23 protein-coding genes are annotated in these 25,881 nt (G+C 38.1%); 14 read left to right on the forward strand and 9 right to left on the reverse strand.

Annotation, left to right across the window (positions count from 1 at the left end):
• Positions 1–19: 19 nt before the first annotated feature.
• A complete protein-coding gene (locus tag P176_RS0101875) occupies positions 20–679 on the forward strand; it encodes a hypothetical protein (RefSeq protein WP_026753107.1) in 660 nt (219 codons plus the stop codon).
• A gap of 49 nt (positions 680–728) precedes the next feature.
• A complete protein-coding gene (scpA, locus tag P176_RS0101880) occupies positions 729–2,864 on the forward strand; it encodes a methylmalonyl-CoA mutase (protein ID WP_026753108.1) in 2,136 nt (711 codons plus the stop codon).
• 173 nt (positions 2,865–3,037) lie between these two features.
• Here the strand turns inward: scpA and P176_RS0101885 are convergent, their stop codons facing one another.
• Positions 3,038–4,267: a tail fiber domain-containing protein gene (locus tag P176_RS0101885; protein ID WP_026753109.1), complete on the reverse strand. Its 1,230-nt coding sequence runs from the start codon at positions 4,265–4,267 to the stop codon at positions 3,038–3,040.
• A gap of 460 nt (positions 4,268–4,727) precedes the next feature.
• Here P176_RS0101885 and P176_RS19895 point away from each other — a divergent pair, with 460 nt between their 5' ends.
• The 10 genes from P176_RS19895 (at position 4,728) to P176_RS0101935 (ending at position 17,691) form a co-directional block, all read left to right on the forward strand.
• Entirely contained in the window at positions 4,728–8,660 is a 3,933-nt protein-coding gene (locus P176_RS19895) for a T9SS type B sorting domain-containing protein (protein ID WP_051605369.1), read from the forward strand.
• 67 nt (positions 8,661–8,727) lie between these two features.
• Positions 8,728–8,865: a hypothetical protein gene (locus P176_RS20520; RefSeq protein WP_369793784.1), complete on the forward strand. Its 138-nt coding sequence runs from the start codon at positions 8,728–8,730 to the stop codon at positions 8,863–8,865.
• 221 nt (positions 8,866–9,086) lie between these two features.
• Positions 9,087–11,930 carry a pitrilysin family protein gene (locus P176_RS0101900; RefSeq protein WP_231481162.1) on the forward strand — a complete coding sequence of 948 codons (2,844 nt, stop codon included), beginning with the start codon at positions 9,087–9,089 and terminating at the stop codon, positions 11,928–11,930.
• Between the two features lie 130 nt (positions 11,931–12,060).
• Complete coding sequence (locus P176_RS0101905) at positions 12,061–12,825, forward strand: ParA family protein (protein ID WP_026753111.1); 765 nt, start codon at positions 12,061–12,063, stop codon at positions 12,823–12,825.
• Positions 12,825–13,724, forward strand: coding sequence for a ParB/RepB/Spo0J family partition protein (locus tag P176_RS0101910; protein WP_026753112.1), 900 nt, complete (start codon positions 12,825–12,827; stop codon positions 13,722–13,724). The genes P176_RS0101905 and P176_RS0101910 overlap by 1 nt, the downstream gene beginning before the upstream one ends.
• Positions 13,714–14,316, forward strand: coding sequence for a DUF5683 domain-containing protein (locus P176_RS0101915; protein WP_026753113.1), 603 nt, complete (start codon positions 13,714–13,716; stop codon positions 14,314–14,316). Before P176_RS0101910 ends, P176_RS0101915 begins: the two co-directional genes overlap by 11 nt.
• 3 nt (positions 14,317–14,319) lie before the next feature.
• Positions 14,320–15,021 carry a 4-hydroxy-tetrahydrodipicolinate reductase gene (dapB, locus tag P176_RS0101920; protein ID WP_026753114.1) on the forward strand — a complete coding sequence of 234 codons (702 nt, stop codon included), beginning with the start codon at positions 14,320–14,322 and terminating at the stop codon, positions 15,019–15,021.
• Positions 15,022–15,080: 59 nt separating this feature from the next.
• Positions 15,081–16,661 (forward strand): signal peptidase I, encoded by a 1,581-nt coding sequence (gene lepB, locus P176_RS0101925; protein ID WP_026753115.1) that lies wholly within the window; start codon positions 15,081–15,083, stop codon positions 16,659–16,661.
• 98 nt (positions 16,662–16,759) lie between these two features.
• On the forward strand, positions 16,760–17,380 hold the full coding sequence (locus P176_RS0101930) for a WbqC family protein (protein ID WP_026753116.1): 621 nt from the start codon (positions 16,760–16,762) through the stop codon (positions 17,378–17,380).
• On the forward strand, positions 17,377–17,691 hold the full coding sequence (locus P176_RS0101935) for a DUF6122 family protein (protein ID WP_026753117.1): 315 nt from the start codon (positions 17,377–17,379) through the stop codon (positions 17,689–17,691). Before P176_RS0101930 ends, P176_RS0101935 begins: the two co-directional genes overlap by 4 nt.
• Positions 17,692–17,759: 68 nt before the next feature.
• Here the strand turns inward: P176_RS0101935 and P176_RS0101940 are convergent, their stop codons facing one another.
• From P176_RS0101940 to P176_RS0101975, 8 genes are all read right to left on the reverse strand, one after another.
• Positions 17,760–18,791, reverse strand: a complete 1,032-nt coding sequence (locus tag P176_RS0101940; RefSeq protein WP_026753118.1) for an endonuclease/exonuclease/phosphatase family protein — start codon at positions 18,789–18,791, stop codon at positions 17,760–17,762.
• A gap of 4 nt (positions 18,792–18,795) precedes the next feature.
• On the reverse strand, positions 18,796–19,671 hold the full coding sequence (locus P176_RS0101945) for a rhomboid family intramembrane serine protease (RefSeq protein ID WP_026753119.1): 876 nt from the start codon (positions 19,669–19,671) through the stop codon (positions 18,796–18,798).
• Positions 19,671–20,420 carry a rhomboid family intramembrane serine protease gene (locus tag P176_RS0101950; RefSeq protein ID WP_026753120.1) on the reverse strand — a complete coding sequence of 250 codons (750 nt, stop codon included), beginning with the start codon at positions 20,418–20,420 and terminating at the stop codon, positions 19,671–19,673. Before P176_RS0101950 ends, P176_RS0101945 begins: the two co-directional genes overlap by 1 nt.
• Positions 20,421–20,429: 9 nt before the next feature.
• On the reverse strand, positions 20,430–22,283 hold the full coding sequence (gene mutL / locus P176_RS0101955) for a DNA mismatch repair endonuclease MutL (protein WP_026753121.1): 1,854 nt from the start codon (positions 22,281–22,283) through the stop codon (positions 20,430–20,432).
• A complete protein-coding gene (locus P176_RS0101960; RefSeq protein ID WP_026753122.1) occupies positions 22,283–22,570 on the reverse strand; it encodes a hypothetical protein in 288 nt (95 codons plus the stop codon). The genes mutL and P176_RS0101960 overlap by 1 nt, the downstream gene beginning before the upstream one ends.
• A 4-nt stretch (positions 22,571–22,574) precedes the next feature.
• Entirely contained in the window at positions 22,575–22,796 is a 222-nt protein-coding gene (locus tag P176_RS0101965) for a hypothetical protein (RefSeq protein ID WP_026753123.1), read from the reverse strand.
• A gap of 160 nt (positions 22,797–22,956) precedes the next feature.
• Positions 22,957–23,442, reverse strand: a complete 486-nt coding sequence (gene ribH, locus P176_RS0101970; protein WP_026753124.1) for a 6,7-dimethyl-8-ribityllumazine synthase — start codon at positions 23,440–23,442, stop codon at positions 22,957–22,959.
• 29 nt (positions 23,443–23,471) lie between these two features.
• Positions 23,472–24,239 (reverse strand): tol-pal system YbgF family protein, encoded by a 768-nt coding sequence (locus tag P176_RS0101975; protein ID WP_026753125.1) that lies wholly within the window; start codon positions 24,237–24,239, stop codon positions 23,472–23,474.
• A gap of 121 nt (positions 24,240–24,360) precedes the next feature.
• Here P176_RS0101975 and P176_RS0101980 point away from each other — a divergent pair, with 121 nt between their 5' ends.
• The gene (locus tag P176_RS0101980) at positions 24,361–25,440 is read left to right on the forward strand and encodes a DNA replication/repair protein RecF (RefSeq protein WP_026753126.1); all 1,080 of its coding nucleotides are present in this window, start codon (positions 24,361–24,363) and stop codon (positions 25,438–25,440) included.
• Between the two features lie 9 nt (positions 25,441–25,449).
• A complete protein-coding gene (locus tag P176_RS0101985; RefSeq protein ID WP_037348632.1) occupies positions 25,450–25,872 on the forward strand; it encodes a lipocalin family protein in 423 nt (140 codons plus the stop codon).
• Positions 25,873–25,881: the final 9 nt, after the last annotated feature.

Consider the following 25,881-nt stretch of genomic DNA (forward strand, 5'->3'; position numbering starts at 1 on the left):
ACCATTATAATTTATAACCATGAAACCAAAATTTATTCTTTTCGCTTTAAGTATTTGTCTATTAAACTGCAATACCGAATCAAAGCCAAAACTCGAATATACCTTCGTGACTGGTGAACCTACCCTTAATTGCCAACAGGCAGACGCTAAACTCTTTGAAGAAGCTCTGCGGTCTTTTGAAGATGACTTAATTAAATTTTACACCCCAGATCAACCAAACCTCTCCAAAGCTTATAGCCAATACATGCGCGCTGCCATTGGTAACCGTGTTAGTTATAATGATGTAATTAGTGAACATTCACGAGATGTTTACAAAGCATTAGAAGCTAAAAAGCCTTTATGGCATGCTACAGAAAAGCGACAAGAGCTTAATTTTAATCACCCCATATTTAAGTGTATTGGTGATAACATGAAAAATAGTGATTTAAGAAAAACCTATAATGCTTTAACGAGCACTAATAGCATGTCTATGCGAATGATAGGTTATGAATTACAACGTAAGGCCTACACTTTAAAAGATGATCCTTACGCTTCTACTTTTGCTGCTTTAATCAATTACTATGATCATTTTAAAGACGTAGATTTTACCCAACCGAAAACACCACCTACTGAGAACGCGAAACAACCGACCAGAGCAGAAAAAGCGGGTTCAGATAGTCATGAAGGTCATGGCCATTAGAAACTCCATCAGTATGCTATGATTTTTAAATTGAACCTTTAATTCACCCATGCGTAGAAACCTCCAACATATCCATTTAAAAGATCTAGACCAAAAGTCTGACTCAGTATCTGTGCAAGAGAAAAAGAGCACGAGCTTTAAAACGGCTGAAGGTATTGCTGTAAAATCGCAATACACCAAGGAAGATTTAAAATCTTTAGAGCACTTAAATTTCGCAGCGGGCATTGCGCCCCATCTTCGCGGTCCTTATGCTACAATGTATGTGAGCAGACCTTGGACGATACGCCAATATGCCGGATTTTCAACGGCTGAAGATAGTAATGCCTTTTATAGACGCAATTTAGCCGCAGGACAAAAAGGTTTATCAGTTGCTTTTGACTTGGCAACACATCGTGGTTATGACTCTGATCATGAACGAGTCGTTGGTGATGTTGGAAAAGCCGGCGTTGCGATTGATTCGGTAGAAGATATGAAGATTTTATTTGACCAAATTCCGTTAGATAAAATGAGCGTATCTATGACTATGAATGGTGCTGTACTACCCATTATGGCCTTTTATATTGTTGCTGCGGAAGAACAAGGCGTAAAACCTGCTCAACTCTCAGGGACCATCCAAAATGATATTTTAAAGGAGTTCATGGTGCGTAATACCTATATCTATTCACCAACGCCCTCCATGAAAATCATTTCTGATATTTTTGAATATAGCAGTCAACATATGCCGAAATTTAACAGCATTAGTATTTCGGGCTATCATATGCAAGAAGCTGGGGCTACCTGTGATATTGAGCTGGCCTATACTTTGGCAGATGGCTTAGAATATATTAGAAAAGGTTTAGATGCCGGGATGGATATTGACACCTTTGCACCTCGCCTCTCTTTCTTTTGGGCTATTGGCATGAACCATTTTATGGAAATAGCCAAAATGCGAGCTGCAAGAATGCTTTGGGCTAAATTGGTGAGCAGATTTGATCCAAAAAACCCAAAATCACTTGCCTTACGAACGCATTGTCAAACTTCAGGATGGAGTTTAACAGAACAAGATCCGTTCAATAATGTTGCTCGCACCACTATTGAAGCGGCAGCTGCTGCATTTGGCGGCACTCAAAGCTTACATACCAATGCCTTAGATGAGGCTATTGCTTTGCCAACCGATTTCTCCGCGAGAATTGCGAGAAACACTCAAATTTTTCTTCAGAAGGAAACTCAAATCACAAAAACAGTAGACCCATGGGCCGGTAGTTTTTATGTAGAAAAATTAACCAATGATATTGCCCATAAAGCTTGGGAATTGATTGAGGAAGTTGAAGAATTAGGTGGTATGACAAAAGCCATAGAAGCAGGTATTCCGAAGTTACGTATTGAGGAAGCTGCTGCAAAAAAACAAGCCCGCATAGATTCTGGACAGGATATTATTGTAGGTGTCAATAAATACAGACGTAAAGAAGAAGACCCTATTTCTACGTTAGAAGTAGACAATCAAACCGTAAGAATTGGCCAAATTAAGCGTCTCGAGCATATTAAATTGACTAGAGATTCTGATAAGGTCAATGCTGCCCTCTCGCAATTAACAGCTGCGGCCAAATCTGGTCAAGAAAATTTATTAGCTTTAGCTGTAGAAGCTGCGAGACATCGCGCCACCTTAGGTGAAATTAGCGATGCGCTTGAAGTTGAGTTTGGACGTTATAAAGCACAAATAAAATCATTTTCGGGTGTGTATAGTAAAGAAATAAAAGACGACAAGAGCTTTCAGAAAGCTAGAGAACTCGCCGATTCATTTGCAGAGCAAGACGGTAGACGCCCTCGTATTATGATCGCTAAGATGGGACAAGATGGGCACGATCGCGGCGCCAAAGTTGTAGCAACTGGTTATGCAGATGTGGGGTTTGATGTAGACATTGGTCCGCTCTTTCAAACACCAAAAGAGGCTGCGAAACAAGCCGTTGAAAATGACGTCCATATTCTGGGCGTATCGTCATTGGCCGCTGGTCATAAAACATTGGTTCCACAAGTTATAGCAGCACTTAAAGATTACGGCCGTGAAGATATTATGGTCATTGTTGGAGGCGTCATCCCAAAACAGGATTATCAGTTTTTATATGATGCTGGTGCCGTGGCAGTTTTTGGTCCAGGTACTAAAATTAGTGAGGCGGCGATTCAGATTTTGGAAATTTTGATTGATTGAGTAACTCTGCTATTGGATTAAAACCATGAATTCAAAATATCTATAAATATACTTACTTAAATATATTAAACCCTCTCTTAAAATTAAGTTTTCAATCTTAGCAGAGGGTCTAATTGTGTAATAAGGATCTAAGAATCTTTACGCTTTATAAGTGGTACACTTCTTGTTTTCCTTTATTTTAGTATCATACGCTTGGTAACCATATCTTTTCCATTAACATATAACGTGTACAAGTACATGCCTGCCCCATTGAGTTCACTTGCAGATATACTCAGTTGCCCACGCTGTTCACTTACATCATAGGTCTTTAATAATTTACCATTAAGATCTAAAACAAGGATTGAAGCTTCCGCAATTCCCTCTGGCAAAGCATAACTGATAATAGTACTACTGCTAAACGGATTAGGTGTGTTTTGAGATAGTTGATAGGCATTTCTTTGTATTTTATCGAACTCCTCTTCGGTAAATGACTTCTCATAAACCACACGAGGTTCTAATTGACTTTCTAAATCCTTTACTTTTACATTTAATGTTTTAATAGCTTCGGTGAGCTCCGCAATTAAACCCATATAATTTACAGACTTATAACTCCCTGTGCCTTCAAATTCACCTTCCTTATTGTACATAGGATAAGTGATAGTTTCCACGAGCTCTGGGTACACAAGCTCCACTTCTTGAGCTATTAAACCATGTTGCAAGCCCTTAGCTAAATTCAAATCCTCATGATCTTTATAGGTATACGTATAGCCATTAAGTTGGCTAATATTTTCTAAAGCATTTTCGGTGTTATTAATTTCTGTTTTTAACTTACGGTCGGAGGGATTACTAAATGTCCCTGTTACCGTCACATTGCCATTAAAAAAACCTGCAAAACCAAAATTAGATATGCCTTGTATGGCGATATTACTGCCACCAATCCCAATACCTCCATTGGCTGTACCTTTAACAGATACATTACTTTGGTTAAATGCAGCAGTAGCAGAAAGCCCAACCCCTTCACCTGTGGTATTGGCTTGTATTGTATTAACTCGTATACCTGTTCTAAAACTATCGCTTTCCACAGCCAGCTTAACGCCGCTAATGTTTGCTAAACCTGTGGTGTTGCTTTCTGGTAAAATAAGCTGTCCTTCGTTGGTCATACTTGCAATAAGGTTAGAGGTGGTAGAGGTAAAACTATCTGCAAACCGAAACTCTAAATCTCCCTGATTAAACAAATCACCAATCCATTGTATTCTAGGGCTGTTATCAATAATATCTTGGTAACCAAAGGTTAACGCTTTGTTAGGTAGCTGAAAACGTAGCCCATAGACCATTTGGTTAGGCGATGTATTGAGTTGACCGATACTAAACCATTGGTCACTGGCAAAGCCAAACCCAGTACCATCCTGTAGTTGCGTTACCAAACCAGGTTAAAATCTAAAGATTTCTTGACCGCTGAATTGCTGAGGAAAAGGGCTGCCAGTTGCTGGATTAATTAAAATTTGTTGGTTTACTAAGTTATCCGATTGATTTTGTGAATTGCCAAGTCCACTAAAAACAAGGCAAACGAAAAGTAATTTTAAGATTTTTTAGTTTATGTAATAAAATTAGGATATCGATTACAATATTCTCTCAAAAGTGTTTTTTTTTATCATATATTTAACATTATCAATGTTTTACAGAATTATTAATAATTTTAACTTTGTGTTATGAAAAAGATAATCAGCTCTATTATTTTTTTTAATTGTAAATTTTTTAGCTTATGGACAAATTCCTACGGATGTACCCTTAGAACTCCGTGCTCAGTTTAATGGGCAATATGGCTATACTGTAATCGGCAATACATTAAATCAAGCTGATAATAAAACAATTACACCTTGCCAAATGTTGACTGAGTCCTCAGCCCCATTAAACCTTACACCAAATCAAGTATTAGTTTCTGCTTACCTGTACTGGTCGGGTATTGGTGAAGGTACAGACAATCCTTTTATAAATCTTAATGGTATACCTCTAGTTGCAGATGAAATCTTGGCTGTAGACACTCAACAAACTGGTAGTGCACTTTACTTTGGTAGTTTTAAAAATATTACCAATCAGGTTAGCATATTTGGTAATAGTATATATTATTTTTCCGATTTAGATTTAAATTCAATAATTGGTAATTATTGCTCAACAGGGCAGTATTATTCTGGCTGGTCAATTTTGGTGGTTTATGAAGATAATACGCTGCCCATACAACAGCTAAATATTTATGATGGATTGGTATCTGTCTATGGATTAGAAGACAATGCTAGTACTACCATAAATATTGGTAATTTAAATGTCTCGGACAATACAAATGCGACTATAGGCTATTTGGCATGGAATGGCAGCTCTAATTCATTTTTTAACGAAAGTATTTCCTTTAATAGTTCGGTACTGAGTAATGCCTTAAACCCAACCGATAATCCCTTCAACAGTACTAACAGCTATACTGGTGAAACAGATCTATGGAATATGGATTTGGATGTTTTTGATATTTCCAGTTTGATTGAAGTAGGTGATACAGAAGCGACTTTAACATTTACATCAGCCTTTGATAGAATCATCCAAAACGTCGTCACCGTCATCCCTTCAGAGCTACCCGATGCTACACTCAGCAATATAGTTATTAGTAACCAAGATCCCTGTGATGACCGTGATATTAGCTTAAACCTTAACATCAACAACCTTAACAGTTTTGAGGTACTGCCTGCTAACACACCTTATTCCATTTTTGCATTAGACGCTGAGGGCAATGAGATGTTTATATCCAGTTTTTTTACACAGACGGCCCTACCCATAGATGGCAGTGAAACCCAAACGGTGAACATTAGTATTCCGCCAAACATACCCAATGCTACTACACTTATTCTAAAGGCAAATACATTACAAGACGGTAGCAACCCAACTAATGAGAGTAATGTGCTTAATAATGAGGTGAGCTTACCATTGGTATTGCCCCAAACACCAAGCATTACTAATGCAGCAGAAGATATTAGTCTTTGTGGTAGCCTTGAGGACAATACTGTAATAGATCTTACCCAAAACAATCTCACGTCCTTGGGCGTGCAAAACCTAGAAGAATACTCTATTAGCTACCACCTCTCGGATGCAGAGGCACAAAACGGCAGCAACCCCATTGCCAATCCCAATAGTTTTATGGCTACAAGCAATCCACAGACTATTTTTGTACGTGTGGAAAGCGTGCTGTCCTCAGCCTGTTTTGCTACACCTAGCTTTGAGGTCAGCTATCAAGCCGTGCCTCAGATTCAACAGACCCTAGATATCAACGAGTGTCAGATTGGTTCGGATCTTGTACTTTTTGACCTCAGCCTTAACAATGCCACTAGCATGGGCATTGCAGACCCAGCTGCTTCTACCATAAGCTATCATAATACCCTGGCTGATGCCCAGAGTGGCGACAATGTTATTAGCAATACAGCTGCTTATAATGCTGATACTACTAATGCAACCATATACGTCCGTGCCCAGAACAGCACTAATCCCAGTTGCTTCTCTACGGCATCCTTTCAACTCAATACCTTTACGGTAAATATAGGCAATCTGCAAAACCTTAGTTCAGAAGCCTGTACCAGCCTTGGGCTAGATGCGGTGTATGACCTTACAATTAATGCCCCTTTGGCCATTGGTAACCAAGACCCATCAACAGTAAGCCTTAGCTATCACCTTCCCGAAGCCGAGGCACAGAATGGCAACAACGCCATAGCCAATCCAAGCAACTATACCAGTACAGCCCTTAGCCAAACCATTTGGTTACGGCTTACTTTAGATACTGCACCCACAAGCTGTGCAGCCGTGGACAGCTTTACACTTACCACCGAGCCCTTAACGGTAGTGAAGAATGTGAGCGACCTGAGCATACAGGCTTGTGTGTTTCCCAACGAACCGGTAAGTTTTGACCTTACCGAGAATTCCAACATAGCACTTGGTGAGCAAGATCCACTTCTATTTAACCTGAGCTATCATACCACGGAAGCCGATGCGCAGAATGGCAACAATACCATAAGTAATCCTTCCAACTATGAAAACACCAGTAACCCACAGACACTTTGGCTACGCTTGGAGCGCAACGATGTCCTACCGCTTTGCTATGCCGTAGCACCTTTTGATATTGAGATCGTAGGAACGCCAGAGATTAATTTTAATCCAACGCCCTTACAAATCTGTGCTAGTGATGGTGATGGTTTTGCAGTGTTCAATCTCAACCAATCCATTACCGATATCAGTTTTGGCAATCCCAATATTGGTGTAACCTTCCATATCTCTTTGGCCAATGCCCAAAACAATATAGATCCTTTGCCAACGAGCTATACAAATACCGTGGCAGGGTTTCAAACGGTTTACTTCCGTACCGAAGATACGGCCAACGGTTGTGGTTTTACGGGTAGCCTGGAACTTCAGGCTTTGGAAGTGCCGCAGCTCAGTGATGACGGCGCTGTGCTATCTGAATGTGCCATTGATAGCAGCACAGGCGTTTTTAATCTTACGGACATTGAACCACTACTTATTGAGAATGCTGCTAATACCGAATTCGATGTGCAGTACTTTTTAAGCGAAGCGGACGCCCTTAACAGTGCCAATCCCATTGCTAATCCCAGTAATTTTAGCAATACATCCAACCCACAGACCCTATGGCTAGGCGTTGCCAATAGCAACAACTGTTATGCCATTGCCAGATTTGAATTCAATGTACTTACCAGCACGTTTATTGCAGAGGATAGCACGCTTGCTGATATCACCTTATGTAGTGAGGATCCAATACAGTTGTTGGCCACTATAGATCTTAGGCTTTATGATACACTTATCAACCCTGACGCTGCTACTACCACAGAAGTAAGGTATTACCAGGGCTGGGCAAATTTTAATCTCGATGGTTCCATAGAAAATCCAGAAAGTTTTGTAGCGGATGTGCCCAATGCCAACATCATAGCGCATATCGTCAATACCGAGACCCTTTGTAGCTCACCTGTACCTATCTCGTTTGAAATCAATATCAATCCATTACCTGTATTCAATTTACCAGAACGGCTCCCTTTATGTGTAGATGCCCAAACTGGCGAGCCATTGGACCTGTCGTTTTCACCACCAGTACTTGATACGGGTCTAGCTGGAAGCAGTGCTACTTTCCAATGGTTGCGCAATGGTGAATCCCTGGGACTGAACACATCTAGTATTTTAGCTGACGTTCCAGGAAATTACACGGCCATCGTAACCGATTTCGGTACAGGTTGCAGTTACGAACAAAGCACTTTGGTTGAGGCGGTTAGCCCACCAATATTTGATGTTGTCGTCTTAAGTCCGTCATTCTCACCAACGGCAGAGGTGGAAGTTCAGAATATTGATGGGCAGGGCAGCTTTGAGTTTCGCCTGGATAGTGGTCCATGGCGGTTACTTGACCAAGGCGCAACGAGCCTGTTGTTCAGCAATGTTGGCGACGGCACATACACCGTGACCGGAAGGGATGTAGCAGGCTGTGGCGCTACCGAAGTGGAGTTTACCGTACTTGGGTTTTCACCCTATTTTACGCCCAATGGTGACGGCCACAATGACATTTGGGAGATACCATCGCTAAGAAACCGGCCCAGTACCGGCATAAGGATCTTTGACCGTTACGGCAAACTCTTGGTGACACTGGGTACGCAACAGTTGGGCTGGGACGGCAACTACAACGGCAGTCCGATGCCTACAAGCGATTACTGGTTCTCGGTTGAGTTTACCGATCCCAAGACCAATGCCCCTGCCGTGTTCAAGGGGCATTTTGCCTTGAAACGCTAAGAACCTCTTAGAAAGATATTGACGTTTTAACGATACAACCCACATTCAAAACAGGTAGTTTTGGCCATTGCTGCAAATTCTAGAAGGCGTCATCCCGAAACAGGATTATCTATTTTTATATGATGCTGGTGCTGTTGCCATTTTTGGTCCAGGAACTAAAATAAGCGATGCCGCCATTATGATATTGGAAATTTTAATGGGTTAACCATTTATTCACATTTAGTTTCTTTTCTAAAATTTTGCCCTATCCAACGGATAGGGCTTTTTAATTATTACACATTGAAGTTGTTTTTAAAAACATTTAAATTGATAGTTTATTTTCATAATTTCATGAGGAATAGGCTATTAATCAGATTAGGTTTAATTATAACTAAAAATTTAGTTATATTTATTACATCTATAATAATCCACAAAACCCTCTAAAAAATGATGAAATTATCAAAAATGCAGCTACTAGTAGGTATCTGTACTCTTATGCTCTCGGGAACCTCCCTCGCACAAGAGACAAAAGAAGCGATTAAATCTGAGATTTCTTCCGAAGAAAAAATACCCTTTAACCCGGAGGTTAAGATGGGGAAACTTGCCAATGGACTTACCTATTACATTAAAAATAATGGAAAGCCAGAAGATAAAGTAGAGTTGCGTTTAGTTGTAAATGCTGGTTCTATTCTTGAAGAAGATGATCAACGCGGTTTGGCTCATTTTATGGAGCACATGAACTTTAATGGCACTAAAAACTTTGAAAAGAATGAATTGGTAGATTATTTACAAAGTATAGGTGTAAAATTTGGAGCGCACCTTAATGCCTATACGAGTTTTGATGAAACAGTCTATATTTTACCAATTCCAAGTGATGATCCAGAAAAATTAGAAAAAGGATTTCAAATTATCGAAGATTGGGCTCACAATGCCCTTTTAACCGGTGAGCAAATTGATGATGAACGCGGTGTCGTTTTAGAAGAATATCGTCTTGGACAAGGTGCCGATGAGCGAATGATGCAAAATTATCTTCCTAAACTGCTCTATGGATCCAAATATGCAGACCGCCTGCCAATTGGTACTAAAGATGTTCTTGAAAATTTTGAATATGATAGCTTAAAACGTTTTTACAAGGATTGGTATAGACCAGATTTAATGGCTGTAGTAGCTGTAGGAGATGTAGATGTTGCAACACTTGAACAAAAAATCAAAGATCATTTTGGTGGTATAGAAATGCCAAAAGATCCTAAACCAAGAAAGACCTTTGACCTACCCAATCACAAAGAAACATTTATTGCTATAGAATCTGACAAAGAAGCCTCTTTCTCTCAAGTGCAAGTGCTTTTTAAAGATAAAGAAGATGCACAACCAGATCATACGTTGAAAGATTATCGCGAGTCAATGGTAGAAGGCTTATTCTCACAAATGATCAATAATCGCTTAGATGAATTAAGAAACAGTCCAAATCCTCCTTTTGTTTATGGTTTCAGCTACCATGGAGGTACTTATGCCAAAACGAAGGAAGCCTACCGATCCTTTGCCATGACCAGCGAAACAGGTCAATTAAAAGCTTTAGAAACATTGCTTGAAGAAAATCAAAGAGTGAAACAACATGGCTTTTTTGAAGGTGAATTTGAGCGTGCTAAAAAAGACATTATGGCTCGTATGGAAAAAAGTTATAAAGATAAAGACAAAATGGAATCTAACAGAATTGTTGGAGAGTACGTAAGACATTATCTAGAAAATGAACCAATGCCTGGTATCTCTTGGGAGTATGACTTTTACAAGCAACAATTACCAACCATATCATTAAAGGAGGTTAATGCGCTCATTTCAGATTATATAAAAGAGGAAAACAGAGTGATCATTCTTACTGGTCCTGAAAAAGAAGGCATGACACAAGTTACAGAAGCAGAGGTCAAATCTCTTTTAGATGACGTTAACAAAAGAACTTTAGAACCTTATGAAGATAAAGCCGTTGCCGAATCTATGATTACAGATATGCCAACAGCAGGAACTGTTACTGACTATAAGGTGAATGATAAACTTGGAACTACCACTCTCACCTTGAGCAATGGTGCTAAAGTGACTTATAAGGTTACCGATTTCAAAAACGATGAAATCCTTTTTGATGCCTTTAGCTATGGTGGATCATCACTTTACACCGATGAAGAACACATAGCCACTGTTAACGCCAATGGAGGCTTATCGGAAGCGGGAGTTAACGGCTTCGATATTAATGAAATGAACAAAATGCTTTCAGGTAAAATCGTTAATGTAAGACCAAGGGTAGGCACATATAGTGAAGATATCTCTGGAAATGCCTCTCCAAAAGATTTAGAAACACTATTTCAATTAGTGCATCTCTATTTTACGTCCTTGAATAAAAATGAAGAAGCCTTTGGATCTTACATCGAAAAACAAAAGTCCTTTTTAGGAAATATGATGTCTAATCCTCAAACCTATTTTTCTATAAAAATGGGAGAATTTATGTACGGTGATAGCCCGCGATACACAGGATTCCCAACCCCAGAAAAAATGGATGAAGCCGATTATGATCTTGCTTATAAAAAATACCAAGAACGATTTGCAGATGCCGGTGATTTTCACTTTTATTTTGTTGGAAATATCAATGAAAAGGAACTTGTGGAACTCGCTAGTCAATATTTAGCCAGTTTGCCTGGTAAAGGTTCTAACGAAATGTATGAGGTTAGTGATTTTAGACCTCTCACAGGCCAGCACGAAAAGATTATTGAAAAAGGAGAAGATCCAAAAAGTTCTGTTAGAATAACTTATCACGGTCCAACCGAATATAAAGCTAAAGAAGATTTTGCACTAGAAACTTTGGGTGAAATTTTAACCATTAAATTAGTTGAGCAATTGCGTGAAGAAGAAGGTGGTGTTTACGGTGTAGGTGCTAGAGGAAATATTAGCAATATGCCCTATGATTGGTATAGCTTCAACATCAGTTTTCCTTGCGGTCCTGAAAATGTAGAGAAACTGAAAAAAGCAGCCTTAGCAGAAGTTCAAAAACTAGTTACAGACGGACCTACGCAAAAGGATTTAGACAAGGTTAAGGAAACCTATATGCTTGATCATAAAGAAGAAATGAAGGAAAATAGATTTTGGTTAAGAGCATTGAAAAATGCCGATTATCTTCAAAAAGATCCAAATGCCATTATGGAGTATGAGTCTAAAGTTAAAGGCTTAACTACAGAGTACCTTCAAGATATCGCTAAAAAATATCTTTCTGGAGATTATATTGTGGGCATTCACAATCCAGAATCATGATTCTGAATTAATTGATTCATAAAGAAGCAGCTATAAAAGGCTGCTTTTTTTATGGCTCAATGTTAACAACTTGAATTTTATAAAGTCGTAAATAATCGTATTTTTACACCTCAAAAAACCAAATCTTTTAATGGGTAAAATCATTGCAATTGCCAATCAAAAAGGAGGTGTTGGAAAAACAACAACCTCAGTAAATCTTGCTGCTTCGCTAGGTGTTTTAGAGAAAAAAGTACTTTTAGTAGACGCTGACCCACAGGCAAATGCTACCTCTGGTTTAGGAATTGACGTAGAGTCTGTTGAAGTGGGTTCTTACCAGCTTTTAGAGCATACCGCAAAGGCCGAAGATTGTATCATTTCTACTAATTCGCCAAATGTTGATATCATTCCTGCCCATATTGATTTAGTAGCTATAGAAATAGAACTGGTAGATAAGGATGAGCGTGAGTACATGATGAAGCGCGCCATCTCACATTTAAAATCCTCTTACGATTACATTCTCATTGACTGTGCACCATCTTTAGGGTTACTTACTCTAAATGCGCTTACCGCTTCAGACTCTGTAATTATCCCTATCCAATGTGAATATTTTGCGTTAGAAGGTTTAGGGAAACTGCTAAACACGGTTAAAAGTGTTCAGAAAATCCACAATAAAGACTTGGATATTGAAGGCATGCTTTTAACAATGTATGACCAACGTTTAAGACTGTCTAACCAAGTGGTTGAAGAAGTTCAAAAGCACTTTAGTGATATGGTTTTTGATACTATTATTCAACGAAATGTGCGTTTAGGAGAAGCACCTAGTTACGGAGAAAGCATCATTAAATATGACGTGAGCAGTAAAGGTGCCATAAATTACTTAAGTTTGGCCAAGGAAATTATAAATAAAAATTCATAATGGCGAAGGCTACAAAAAAACAGGCTTTAGGAAGAGGCTTATCTGCCTTGTTAAAAGATCCTTCCAACGATATTAATTCGATTCAGGATAAAAATGCGGATACCATTATTGGTAATATCGTAGAGTTAGATATTGATGCCATCGACATCAACCCCTTTCAACCTCGTACCAATTTTAATGAAGAAACCTTAAGGGAACTTGCTTCTTCCATAAAGGAATTAGGAGTGATCCAGCCTATTACGGTTAGAAAACTAGAGTTTAATAAGTTTCAGTTGGTTTCAGGAGAACGTCGTTTTAGAGCCTCTAAATTGATAGGGCTTCAAACCATTCCTGCATATATTCGTATTGCCAATGATCAAGAATCCTTGGAAATGGCATTGGTTGAGAACATCCAACGTCAAGACCTTGACCCTATCGAGATTGCTCTATCCTATCAACGACTCATTGATGAAATTGCACTTACACAAGAGCAAATGAGCGAGCGTGTTGGTAAAAAAAGATCCACTATAGCCAATTACCTTAGACTTTTAAAGCTTGACCCTATCATTCAAACAGGAATGCGTGATGGCTTCATTTCCATGGGGCATGGCCGTGCCATTATTAATGTAGATGATCAAGAAAAACAATTGGATATCTATGAGAAGATCATCTCAGATAAATTATCGGTAAGAGCCACCGAAGCTTTAGTAAAACAATTAAACGATCCTGCACCTTCAAAAACCTCAGAACCCCAGGAACAACCTAAGTTTGTTAAAAAAGGCATAAAAGAATTTTCAGAATACTTTGGCCATAAAATAAGCGTTAAGGTCTCAAAGAATGGCAAGGGGTCAATTAGCATCCCATTTCATTCCGAAGAAGATTTTAATCGTATCAAAAAACTGGTTCAAAGTGCCAAATAAAATTTTATATTTTTTCTTTTTTATCTGCTTATCTACAACGTTAGTATTTGCACAAGAGGAACCCCCTGCTGAAGATGAAACTACCGTTGAAGAAATGGAAGAAAACTTCATTAAGGTACAAGACACCATTTCACGTGAACCTCTCAACATATTAGGGCCATCAAAAGCGGCATTTTTTTCTGCAGTTATCCCAGGAATGGGTCAAGCCTACAATAAAAAATACTGGAAAATTCCTTTGGTATATGCTGCTATTGGAATCCCTGCTTATTTTTACATTCGAAATGATAAAGAGTATGACCGTTATCGCGATGCATACAAAAATCGTTTGGCCGGAGTGGATGACTCAAATTCTGAATTTGCAACTATTTCCAATGACGGCTTAATTAGGGCCCAGCGTACGTTTAGAAGAAACAAAGAACTCTCATTATTACTTGCTTTAGCTGGTTATGCCCTCAACATTATTGATGCAAATGTCGATGCTCATTTACTACAATTTAACGTCGACGAAAATCTCGCCCTAAAACCTCATATGAAATATAACGAAATGGAAAATACGGCCAATCTTGGTCTTACTTTGAATTTTAAATTTTAAACTATGAAAATTGGTTTGTTAGGCTACGGAAAGATGGGCAAAACCATAGAACAAATTGCTGTTGACAGAGGTCATGATATTGTTCTTAAAGTTAATAGTTCTACCAAAAGCTACACTATAGAAGACTGTGACGTGGCCATAGACTTTAGCCTTCCAGAAACCGCTGTTGCTAATATTTCAGAATGCCTAGAAGCTGGCGTGCCCGTAATATCTGGAACAACGGGTTGGTTAGACCATTATAGTGAGATTACAGCGCTTTGTAAAAAACATGATGGTACTTTTCTCTACGCTTCTAATTTTAGTTTAGGTGTTAATGTTTTTTTTGAACTTAATAAGACCTTAGCAAGATTAATGGGGAAACTTCCTGAGTATAACGCCCATATTGAAGAAATACATCATACTCAAAAATTAGATGCTCCAAGCGGCACTGCAATTACATTGGCTGCAGGCATCATAGACCATTCATCTTTTGAAAGTTGGTCTTTAAATGCGTCTCAACATAAAGAATTACCAATTACTGCCAAGCGTGTGGATAACGTTCCTGGCACCCATACCATAAGCTATACCTCAGAGATAGATTCCATAGAAATAAAACACACAGCACATTCCAGACAGGGTTTTGCTTTAGGGGCTGTTGTTGCTGCAGAATATATTAAAGATAAAAAAGGCGTGTTTACCATGAAAGACGTTCTAAATATTAGTTAATTTGCAATGCTACGGCTACTTTTAATTTATAGCTTGTACTCAGAAATCAATTTTTCGATATGACATTCACACAGTGGTTAATATTTATTCTCATTATCCAGATCATTCACGGTCTTGGGACTTGGAAACTTTATAAAAAAGCAGGAACAAACGCTTGGGAAGCATTTGTTCCTATCTACAATGCTGTCATCTTAATGAAAATCATCAACAGACCTTGGTGGTGGACCATCTTATTGTTTGTTCCTATCGTCAACTTGATTATGTTCCCTGTGGTTTGGGTTGAAACAGCAAGAAGCTTTGGCAAAAACACCTACCAAGATACCCTATTAGCTATAGTGTCTCTGGGGTTCTACAATTTTTATCTCAATTACGTCGCTGACGTAAGCCATATTGAAAATCGCGACTTACATCCTAAATCCAGCTCTGGAGATTGGGTAAGCTCTATTCTCTTTGCAATTGTGGCAGCAACAATTGTACATACCTACTTTGTTCAACCGTTTACAATTCCTAGTTCTTCATTAGAAAAGTCTTTGTTAGTGGGTGATTTCTTATTTGTGAGCAAAGTCAATTACGGTGCTAGAGTCCCTATGACCACCGTGGCCATGCCGATGGTGCACGATACCATTCCTAAGTTGAACGTCAAGTCTTACCTTTTTAATGACCATAAGGATGAGAACGAGACCTCTTGGAAAAACAAACTGCAACTCCCTTACATGAGATTGCCAGGTTTTGAGGATATTGAACGTAATGATATTGTTGTTTTTAATCAACCAGCAGATACCTTGTTGGACATGAATAATTTCAATCCAGACCGAAATTATTACAAGCCCATAGATAAAAAAACCAACCTTGTAAAGCGTTGCGTAGGTGTACCAGGAGATTCATTACAAGTTAAGGACGGTTATGTTTATATCAACGGAAAAAAGAATGAGTTGCCAGAAAGAGCACAACTACAGTTCTCTTTTGACATCACCTTCCAAGGTCAGATTAGCTCAGATGAACAAGTGTATCGTATTCTTAAACGCTACGATATTACAGACCGCATTGGTTTTGATCCTGAAAAAGAGACCTATTTTGTACAAGCTACAGAGACCAATGCTGCAAAAGCGAAAGATCATCCCAATATTGCTAGCATTACGAAAAGAATTACCCCGCCAGATTTAAACCAGAACTTATTTCCTAGAGCGCCTCAATACCCGTGGAGCTACAACAATTTTGGACCTATCTATATCCCAGAAGAAGGAAAAACGGTGAAATTAAATACTGAAGTCTTACCACTTTACAGACGTATTATCGAAGAGTACGAACATAACGATCTCAAAGTAAATGGTAACCAAATAACTATTAACGGTAAGCCTGCAGACTCCTATACCTTCAAACAAAACTATTATTGGATGATGGGAGATAACCGAAACAACTCCATTGATGCGAGAGCCTGGGGCTATGTACCTTTTGACCACGTGGTTGGTAAGCCCGTACTCATCTGGATGAGCTGGGATGGACTGAAAAACCCAAGATGGGAACGTTGGTTTACTACGGTAAGTGGCAGCGGTAAGGCCACGTCCTTTCTAATACCATTTTTAATATTGATCGCTGTTATCTTTGGATATACAAAATGGCGCAAGCGCAATAAAGCCTAAAAAATAGACATTTCATTTTGCCTTTTGATTGTTAACTTTTACTCCAATCAAAAGGCAAATCGAAATCAAATCTAACCTGCATTTTTAATTCAATCCTAATGCAAACGCTGATTCATCCTACCTATTTTCCAAATGTTGCCCATGTGGCAGCAATGCTAAAGGCAGAAGCAGTTGTGTTTGAAATTTGTGATAATTATCAAAAGCAAACCTATAGAAATCGTACTTCTATCTACGGTTCCAATGGCCGGTTAGATTTAAACATCCCTGTAATCTACTCTCAAAAAAACCGTCAATTGTATAAAGACGTTGCCATATCCAATATGGAAAATTGGCAATTACAACATTTAAAATCTTTAGAGTCTGCCTATAGCACCTCTCCTTTTTTTGAATATTATATTGATGATCTTTTGCCACTTTTTAAAACAGAATTCACCAATCTCATGGCGTTTAATTTAAAATGCCTCACCTTAGTGTTTGACTGTTTACAGCTTCCATTACGTTATACTACAACTACAGAATTTGAGTTAGAAACGCAACATAGTTTAGATGCTCGTTCGTTGGCCAATTCTAGAAAGGAAATACCGCAATCTTTTACAAGATACCCTCAAGTTTTCGAACAAAAACATGGGTTCCTATCTAATTTAAGCATCTTAGATTTACTGTTTAATGAAGGTCCTAGTACAGAGCTCTATCTTAACAAACAGACCGTAAAACTATGACATTACGTTTCGTCCTACATTACGGCATTCACGTCTTTGGTCCATTATTGGCCGCCATAATGTTTTACAAACCAAAATGGATTAAGGCCTATTTGATCATGCTTTGTGGCTTTCTCATTGATGTCGATCATTTATTGGCAACACCAATTTTAGATCCTAACCGCTGTAGTATTGGCTTTCATCCTCTTCATTCCTATTACGCCATAGCTTTTTATGTCATCTTAGTATTTCCGAAGAAAACCAGATGGATCGGCTTAGGACTTGTCATACATATTTTAGCAGATTTGGTAGACTGCCAGTTGATGTCCTAATTTTTTAAAATTCTTTTTATTGTTCTGTTCTGCGGAAATGGGAAAGCAAGATGAGTTGTGAGGTTACATTAAAGTTTAGGCTGTTTCAGCTTCACTTTTGCCATCACCGGATAGTGATCTGAGTATTTGACATCATAGGTCTTAAAGGCATTAATATCGAAGCCATCATCTACCAAGACAAAGTCTATACGAACAGGAAAAAATTTAAAATCGAACGTTCTACCAAAACCATTACCTGCTCTAACAAAAGCATCTCTTAAATCACCTTTTACCTCTTTGTAAACATAAGAATAGGCCGTATTATTAAAATCACCACAAATTAACATTTGGTACGGGCATTCATTTTTATGCTGAAGAAATTGCTCCGTCTGTTCTTGTTGCAATTTGAAGGTATTGCCTACACGTCTCACCAAATTTTCAGAATCTTCTTGAGCTAATTTTTCAACCGTAGGATCAATTCCTAGAGATTGTAAGTGCACATTATAAATTCTTAACGTGTCCTTGTTTTTTACAATATCTACAAAAATGGCGTTGTTAGACGTATTAGGAAACTCAATGGATCCAGAGTTCACTATCGGAAATTTAGTAAAAATCGCTTGCCCATTTTTAACCTTATCTCCAGATAACTGCTCATACTTAAAGTAGTCTTTAAGAATAATTTCATCATCAGGACGATACTCTTGAATGCATAACACATCTGGATTTTGCTCACTTATAAAATCTGAAATATGCTGTTTTATATTATCGTTGTCAATCCATTTAAACACATTGAACAAGCGTACATTATAGTTCATGATCGAAATATTTTCTTGATCATCAACATGTTTAGAAGCCGAAAATTTATAAAGGGATAATAAATAAATATAACCTATAGCTAGGGCTAAAACCGAAAGAAGCAATTGCTTTTTAACCTTAAACAACCAATAGATTACAAACAATATATTGATAATGATTAAGAACGGAACTCCTAAACTCAATACCGAAATAAATGCAAAGCGTTTTGGTGGGACATAAGGGAGAATGTAAGACATCAATAATAGAAAAGCCATCAAGGAATTGATGAGGAACATTACCTTTTCAAAAGCCTTTAATTTGCCCATATTTTTAGTCTTTGCCCGCTTGAAAAAGAATCGCTTTTTCGTCTTTGGTCAAACTTTCATAACCGCTTTTTGAGATTTTATCTAAAATGGCATCAATCTTTTTCTGCTTGTTCAACTCATTAAATTCCTTTTTGTTGTAGCCGGCATAACCTTTTGATTGGTTGCGGTGCACCGTTTTGAGCTTTGACTTTGGTTTAAACCAATTTGAAATGCTGTCTGTCAGTTTCGCAAAACCGCTGCCAATGTCTATCCCTTTTTGGAGTTGTGTGGCATACAGATATCCCAAAAGACTACCTCCCAGATGGGCTAATTTACCGCCTTGATTTACGCCAAAGAGTCCAATAACATCAAAGACCACAATAGCCACACCAATGTACCAAAGCTTGATATTAATGGTAAAAAAGCGTACTTCATTATTGGGCAAATAGGTACACAAAAAAATCAAAAGCGCGTTGACTCCTGCTGAGGCCCCAACTAAAGATCCTACAGAAGCATGCATGCTCGAAGGCAGTACATTATAAACCAATAGATATACGAAACCTCCAGATATAATACCTAAAAAGTAGATGTTTAAGGTCTGTTTCGCAGAAAACAAATTCAACAAACTTCGGGACACAAAATAAAGCACCAGCATATTGAATAATATATGCATAAAATCGTAATGCGTAAATCCGTAAGTTAAGATAGACCAAGGTCTCAAAAGGAAATCGAAAAAATCCTTGGGTAACTCTAGCCATCGTAAAGAATAACCTCTAGGCAACCCTTGTAAAGTTCCTAAAATCAAACCTATTAAAAAAATCAATACGTTAATGGCGATGATCTTTTCAAGAACATTGAGGTTTCTCAATTTGTTTGATATGTCGTTTGACAGCGATGCCATTAGTTCCAGCGGTTTTTATTGAACTGTGTGCGTTTCCAGTACCACATGATAAAAAAGCCTGTAAGAGCTCCACCAATGTGAGCCATGTAAGCGGTATTGCTCGGGCTAAAAAAGGACTGTCCTGAAATAGCCGATATCACATCCAACAGAATAATACCTGGAATAAAATACTTCGCCTTAATAGGAATTGGTAAGAAAATGAGCATCAATTTTGCATTGGGATTCATCATTCCAAAAGCGGCAAGAATTCCCATAATGCACCCTGAAGCTCCAACCATTGACGCATTATAAATAGGATAAGCCTGCTTAAGCAAGCCCAACTGATTTTGAGTAACGGTGCTTATCGTTTCGTTTGAAGTAAACATTTGAACAATTTGACTTTCAGTTAATCCTGATGCAACCAAATCTGCATAAATCGGAAGATAGTTAAAGTAATAGAATCCCAGTTGAAACAAAACGGCTCCTAATCCAGCAGAAAAATAAATAAACAAAAACTTTTTAGATCCCAATACTTGCTCTACGGCAGTACCAAACATCCATAAGGCAAACATGTTAAATAGAATGTGCATAAAATTACCATGCATAAACATGTGGGTTACTATTTGCCAGGGCTGAAACAAGTCGTTTTTGGGAAAATGAAGTGCGAACCATTGATAGAACAGCTCCCCTCCCCCTATAGTCAACGTACCAACAAACATGATGGCATTGATAATGATCAAATGTTTAACGGCATCTGTAATTCCTCTCATCATAACTAGCTACATAAATTTTTTATCAAAATCCTCTACACTCATCGTAATAAAGGTTACTCTATTGTCTGGCGCCACAGATGGCGCTTTACAAGCAAACAGACTGTTTACCAAATGTTCTTGTTCCATAGCTGTCATAGACTGTCCTGTTTTAATAGCCAAACTCTTTGCCATAGATTTTGCTAAAAGATCGGTAGCACTAAAATTTGCATCAGGTACTTCATCCTGAACGTCACTAAGGAGTTGGTCTAAAATACGTTCTACTTCACTTTCTGAAACATTAATGGGCACACCAGTAATCTCAACGTTTGCGTTTGAAAACTCAGAAAACACAAATCCAGTATGTTCTAAATCCTCCCGAAGCTCCTTTAATTGTTCCATTTCAGTAGTAGAAAACTGCAACTGCAAAGGAAATAGCAATTGCTGACTCACCGCTTCTTTAATGGTCATACTTTTTAATAAACCTTCATACAACACCCGCTGATGTGCACGATGTTGATCTAAAATCATCATCCCTGACTTTATGGTGCTTATAATGTATTTATTATGGAGTTGGTAAGTGGTATTTGCTGTTTTTAAAGAGGTTTCATCATTAAACAAAGCACCATCATGAGATTGACTCTCAAACTGAACTTCGTTAAAATTAGAATGTGTTTGCGTACCCTTAGATTCTAAACCCACATACAAACTATCCCATTGACCTACGGGTTCCCTTTTAAATGTTTTTATGGGGCTCACCTTCATAGATGCTCCAGATTGAAACGGATTAAAATCCCGATCTACCTCCACTGAAGGCGTGATAGCTTGGCGTTGTTTGTAAGTATATGGTGTGTCTAAGTTGGAGTCTCTATCAAAATCAAGTACAGGAGCTATATTGAATTGTCCGAGGCTATGTTTTACAGAAGATCTTAGAATGGCATACAACGTATGCTCATCGTCAAATTTAATCTCTGTTTTTGTTGGGTGTATATTGATATCGATCGTTTTGGGATCAACCGTTAATTTTAAAAAATAACTGGGATGACTTCCGTCTTTTATGAGTCCGTCATAAGCAGCATTTACAGCATGATTCAAATAACCGCTCTTAATAAATCGATTATTCACGAAAAAAAACTGCTCGGTCTTTGTGCGCTTTGCAAATTCTGGTTTTCCCACAAAGCCTGAGATCTTAAGTACTTCCGTTTCTTCTTCAACTGGAACCAGCTTTTCATTGGCCTTATTTCCAAAGATGTTGACCACACGTTGTCTATAATTACTCTTAGGAAGGTTGAAACTCTCACTTCCATTGTGGTACATAGAAAAGGTAATATCTGGATGCGCTAGGGCTACACGGTGAAACTCATCAATAATGTGTCTTAGCTCGACCGTATTCGATTTTAGAAAATTGCGTCGGGCCGGAATATTATAAAATAGGTGTTTTACTGCAATTGAAGTTCCCTTTGGGGTTACCGTCACCTCTTGCGATTTAATTTCACTGCCCTCAATTTCTATATGGGTCCCAAGCTCATCTTCCTCTTGCTTAGATTTTAACTCAACATGTGCAATAGCCGCTATACTGGCAAGTGCCTCGCCTCTAAATCCTTTGGTGTTTAAACTGAATAAATCCTCCGCAGAGCGTATTTTGGAAGTGGCATGACGTTCAAAACTAAGTCGGGCGTCTGTGCCGCTCATGCCTTTACCATTGTCTATAACATGAATCAATGTTTTACCGGCATCTTTTACCACCAGCTTAATCATCGCTGCATCTGCATCAATGGCATTTTCTAAAAGTTCTTTGACTACAGAGGCCGGACGTTGTACAACTTCTCCCGCCGCAATTTGGTTGGCTACATGGTCGGGTAGCAATTGAATAATATCTGCCATTAGTTGTTATTAGAAAATATGGAAAGATCGAAATCAATAATGAATAAAAAGGCCAATATTAAAACCCCTATAATAATTAAAACCCTCCGATTAGCACCACTTGTATCTTGGTTGTGCTTATAATCATCTACAGCATTGTTGAATTTCGTCTTTATACCCTTATTACTCCCCGCGGTTACCCGAAAATCATCAAACTTATGTTTTAATTCGTACGGATTACCATCACCTTTGTAGTAGCGCGGTGTATAACTGTATTTCTTGTTTTTTCTAGTGCTTAAAATTCCCATAATGTCATGTGATTTCGTAACGTGTTAGTAGGTACCAGAATGCAATTATCATACCTAAAATAATCAACAATACGGGCAAGGTTTTAGATTGACCCTTACGCTTACCTTGTTTTCTAACAGACTTCCAGTGCGATTTAAGGCTTTCGGCCTTATCGTCTTCGGAATCTTTTTCGCTTCGCGGAATGTATTGAAAGCGTTTTGGCTTACGTTGTTGAAATAAAGACACTACAAAATTCGAAATTTGTGTTCTTTCAAAAGTACAGAATTCACCAGTAAAATAGGCGGCTCAACTGCTAAAAATTGTTAACAGAACAGGGGAAGTTATATTCAAAAGAGCTATTAAAAAAAATCTCATCCCTTTTGCATGAGCCTCTGTAGGAAGTTCCTTAGAACGTTCTACGCAAATGGGCCATTTTTATGGCAGCTATTGCTGCCTCAGTACCCTTATTCCCGTGTTTTCCTCCAGAACGATCCAAAGATTGTTGCATATTATTGTCTGTAAGTACGCAAAAAATAACTGGGGTGTCAGAAGTTACATTTAAATCCTTGATCCCTTGGGTCACACCTTCACAAACAAAATCAAAGTGTTTGGTTTCGCCTTGAATAACGCAACCAATAGCTATAATCGCATCTACTTGGCGCTCAATCATTTTTTTGCTTCCGTAGATCAATTCAAAACTACCAGGAACATCCCATTTTAAAATGTTGTCTTCTAATGCACCACAATCTAGGAGCGCTTCTTGAGCTCCTTTAAAAAGGCCATCGGTAACTTCATGATTCCATTCTGAAACAACAATCCCAAATCGAAAGTTGCTCGCATTTGGGATTGTGTTCTTATCGTAATTGGATAAATTATGATTTGCAGTTGCCATATAGTTTGCGTTTAAGCAAAGTGATGTATTTATTTAGTACTCGCCTCTGCTCTACCAATAAAAACCTCAATGTTTTTAGCTTGGTCAGCATCAGAAAACTCATTCTGAATACGCTTGAAATAATCTAGAGCTTTATCTTTTTTACCTAATGTTAAAGCAACGTTTGCCGCTTTAAACAAATACATTGGTGTGGTATAATCATTTGTAGACGCCGAGATGGCTTGCTCATAATAGCCTAAAGCATCCTCTAATTGGTTTAACTGTACAAAGGCATCAGCAACGCCTCCTTTTGCAACAGGTCCCAATACGGCATCATCAGTTTCAAATTCACTTAAATATTGAACCGCTTTGGTATAATCCTTCAAGTTCAAATACGCCATACCAGCATAGTAGTTTGCTAAATTCCCTGCAGGAGTACTGCTATATTCTTCAGCAATATCAACCATTCCGTATTTACCTTCTCCTCCGTTGATGGCCAATGTATACAATGAATCTTTAGATTCTCCTGTAACGGCTTCATCAAAATACTTTTGAGCGGTGTACATTTCGTTCATTGCCTCCTCGGCCTTAGGCCCAGCAACTAACTTATCATAACCTAAATAGCCTAAAACTACTAAAGCGACAACCCCAATAATAATAAAGATCCCTTTTTGATTTTCACCAACCCAGTCTTCGGCTTTATTTGCGCCTTCGTCTAGACTATTAAAAACCTCTGCTGTTGTTGAGTTTTCTTCTTCAACCTCAATCTTTTCCTTTTCAGTTTTGGGTTTATATCCTCTTTTCTTGTATGATGCCATGATTCGTTATTTGTGCCCGCAAAAATAAAATTTTTATTGGGATTTAAAAGGTAAATTATTTGTTATTTTTATGCCTTCTTGGTCTACCCAAGCCTTAAAACAGATATCTCCTCCCATTTTTATGATTTTAAATACGCTAAGCCTTGTTAACTATAAAAATTTCGAAAGTGAAGATTTTGAATTTGACACCAAAATAAATTGCTTTGTTGGTGCAAATGGTGTAGGAAAAACCAATGTTTTGGACGCCATCTACTATTTATCCTTTGGAAAAAGCTACTTTAATCCCATTGCATCGCAAAATATCAATCACGATTCAGACTTTTTTGTGGTGGACGGTATTTTTGAGAAAAATGAGAAAAAAGAAAAGATTATCGTGTCTTTAAAACGCGGACAAAAGAAAATGATCAAGCGTAATGGGAAAGCTTATGAGCGATTTAGCGATCATATCGGGTTTATTCCCCTAGTCATTATTTCACCCGCCGACCGTGACCTCATCATTGAGGGTAGCGTTACCCGAAGAAAATTTATAGACAGCGTCATTTCGCAGAGCAATAAAAGCTATTTGACCAATCTTATCAATTACAATAAGGTACTGGCACAGCGAAACGCATTACTGAAATATTTTGCCGTCAACAACACCTATAACGCGCAGACCATTGCGGTTTATAATGAACAGTTAAATACCTACGGAACGGAGATTTTTGAGATAAGAAGCGCCTTTCTTGAAACCTTTATCCCCATCTTTAAAGCAAGATATAAGGCCATAAGCAATAATAATGAAGCAGTTAATTTAATATACGACTCACATCTATTTGAAAACAAGCTCAGTGATCTTCTAGCCAAAAACCTTAACAAAGATAAGGCCTTGCAGTATACAAGCGTCGGCATCCATAAAGATGATCTTATTTTTGAAATTGAGTCGTACCCGATTAAAAAATTTGGTAGTCAAGGGCAGCAGAAATCCTTTTTAATCGCATTGAAATTGGCGCAATTTGATTTTTTAAAAGAACAAAGTGGCGTTACTCCTCTATTGCTTTTAGACGATATCTTTGATAAATTAGATGAAAACCGTGTGGCACAAATTATTGGTCTAGTCGATGATGAAAATTTCGGACAATTATTTATTAGTGATACGCATGCTGAAAGAACCGAAAACGTGGTCAAACAAGTACATCAATCCTATAAGATTTTTAAACTCTAACTTCATATAATGAATTACAAAAACCCCTTATTTTTAATCTTAACCTTAACGCTCTTTAGTTGCAGCAAAGACCCTGAAAGCCTCATCCCTCACTTAGATGGCTATTGGCAAATTGAAGAGGTTACACTTTCCGAAGGTGTTAAAAAAGAGTATAATTTTAGCGATACTATAGATTATATTGAAGTTACCGATAATATGAGCGGTTTCAGAAAAAAACTAAAACCCAATCTTTTTGGCAACTATGAGACCTCTAAAAGCATGGAAACCTTTGAGCTCAAAATTGAAAATGACAGTTTGAACATCTATTATAAAACCCCCTATTCGGCGTGGAAAGAAACGATTTTGAATGCCAACGAAAAGGAAATGCTCATCATAAATGCCAATAAAGATTTGTACCTTTATAAGCATTATGAACCTATTGATATTAACTAGATAAAGGCT

Source organism: Sediminibacter sp. Hel_I_10 (assembly GCF_000688335.1).
Classification (GTDB): domain Bacteria; phylum Bacteroidota; class Bacteroidia; order Flavobacteriales; family Flavobacteriaceae; genus Psychroserpens.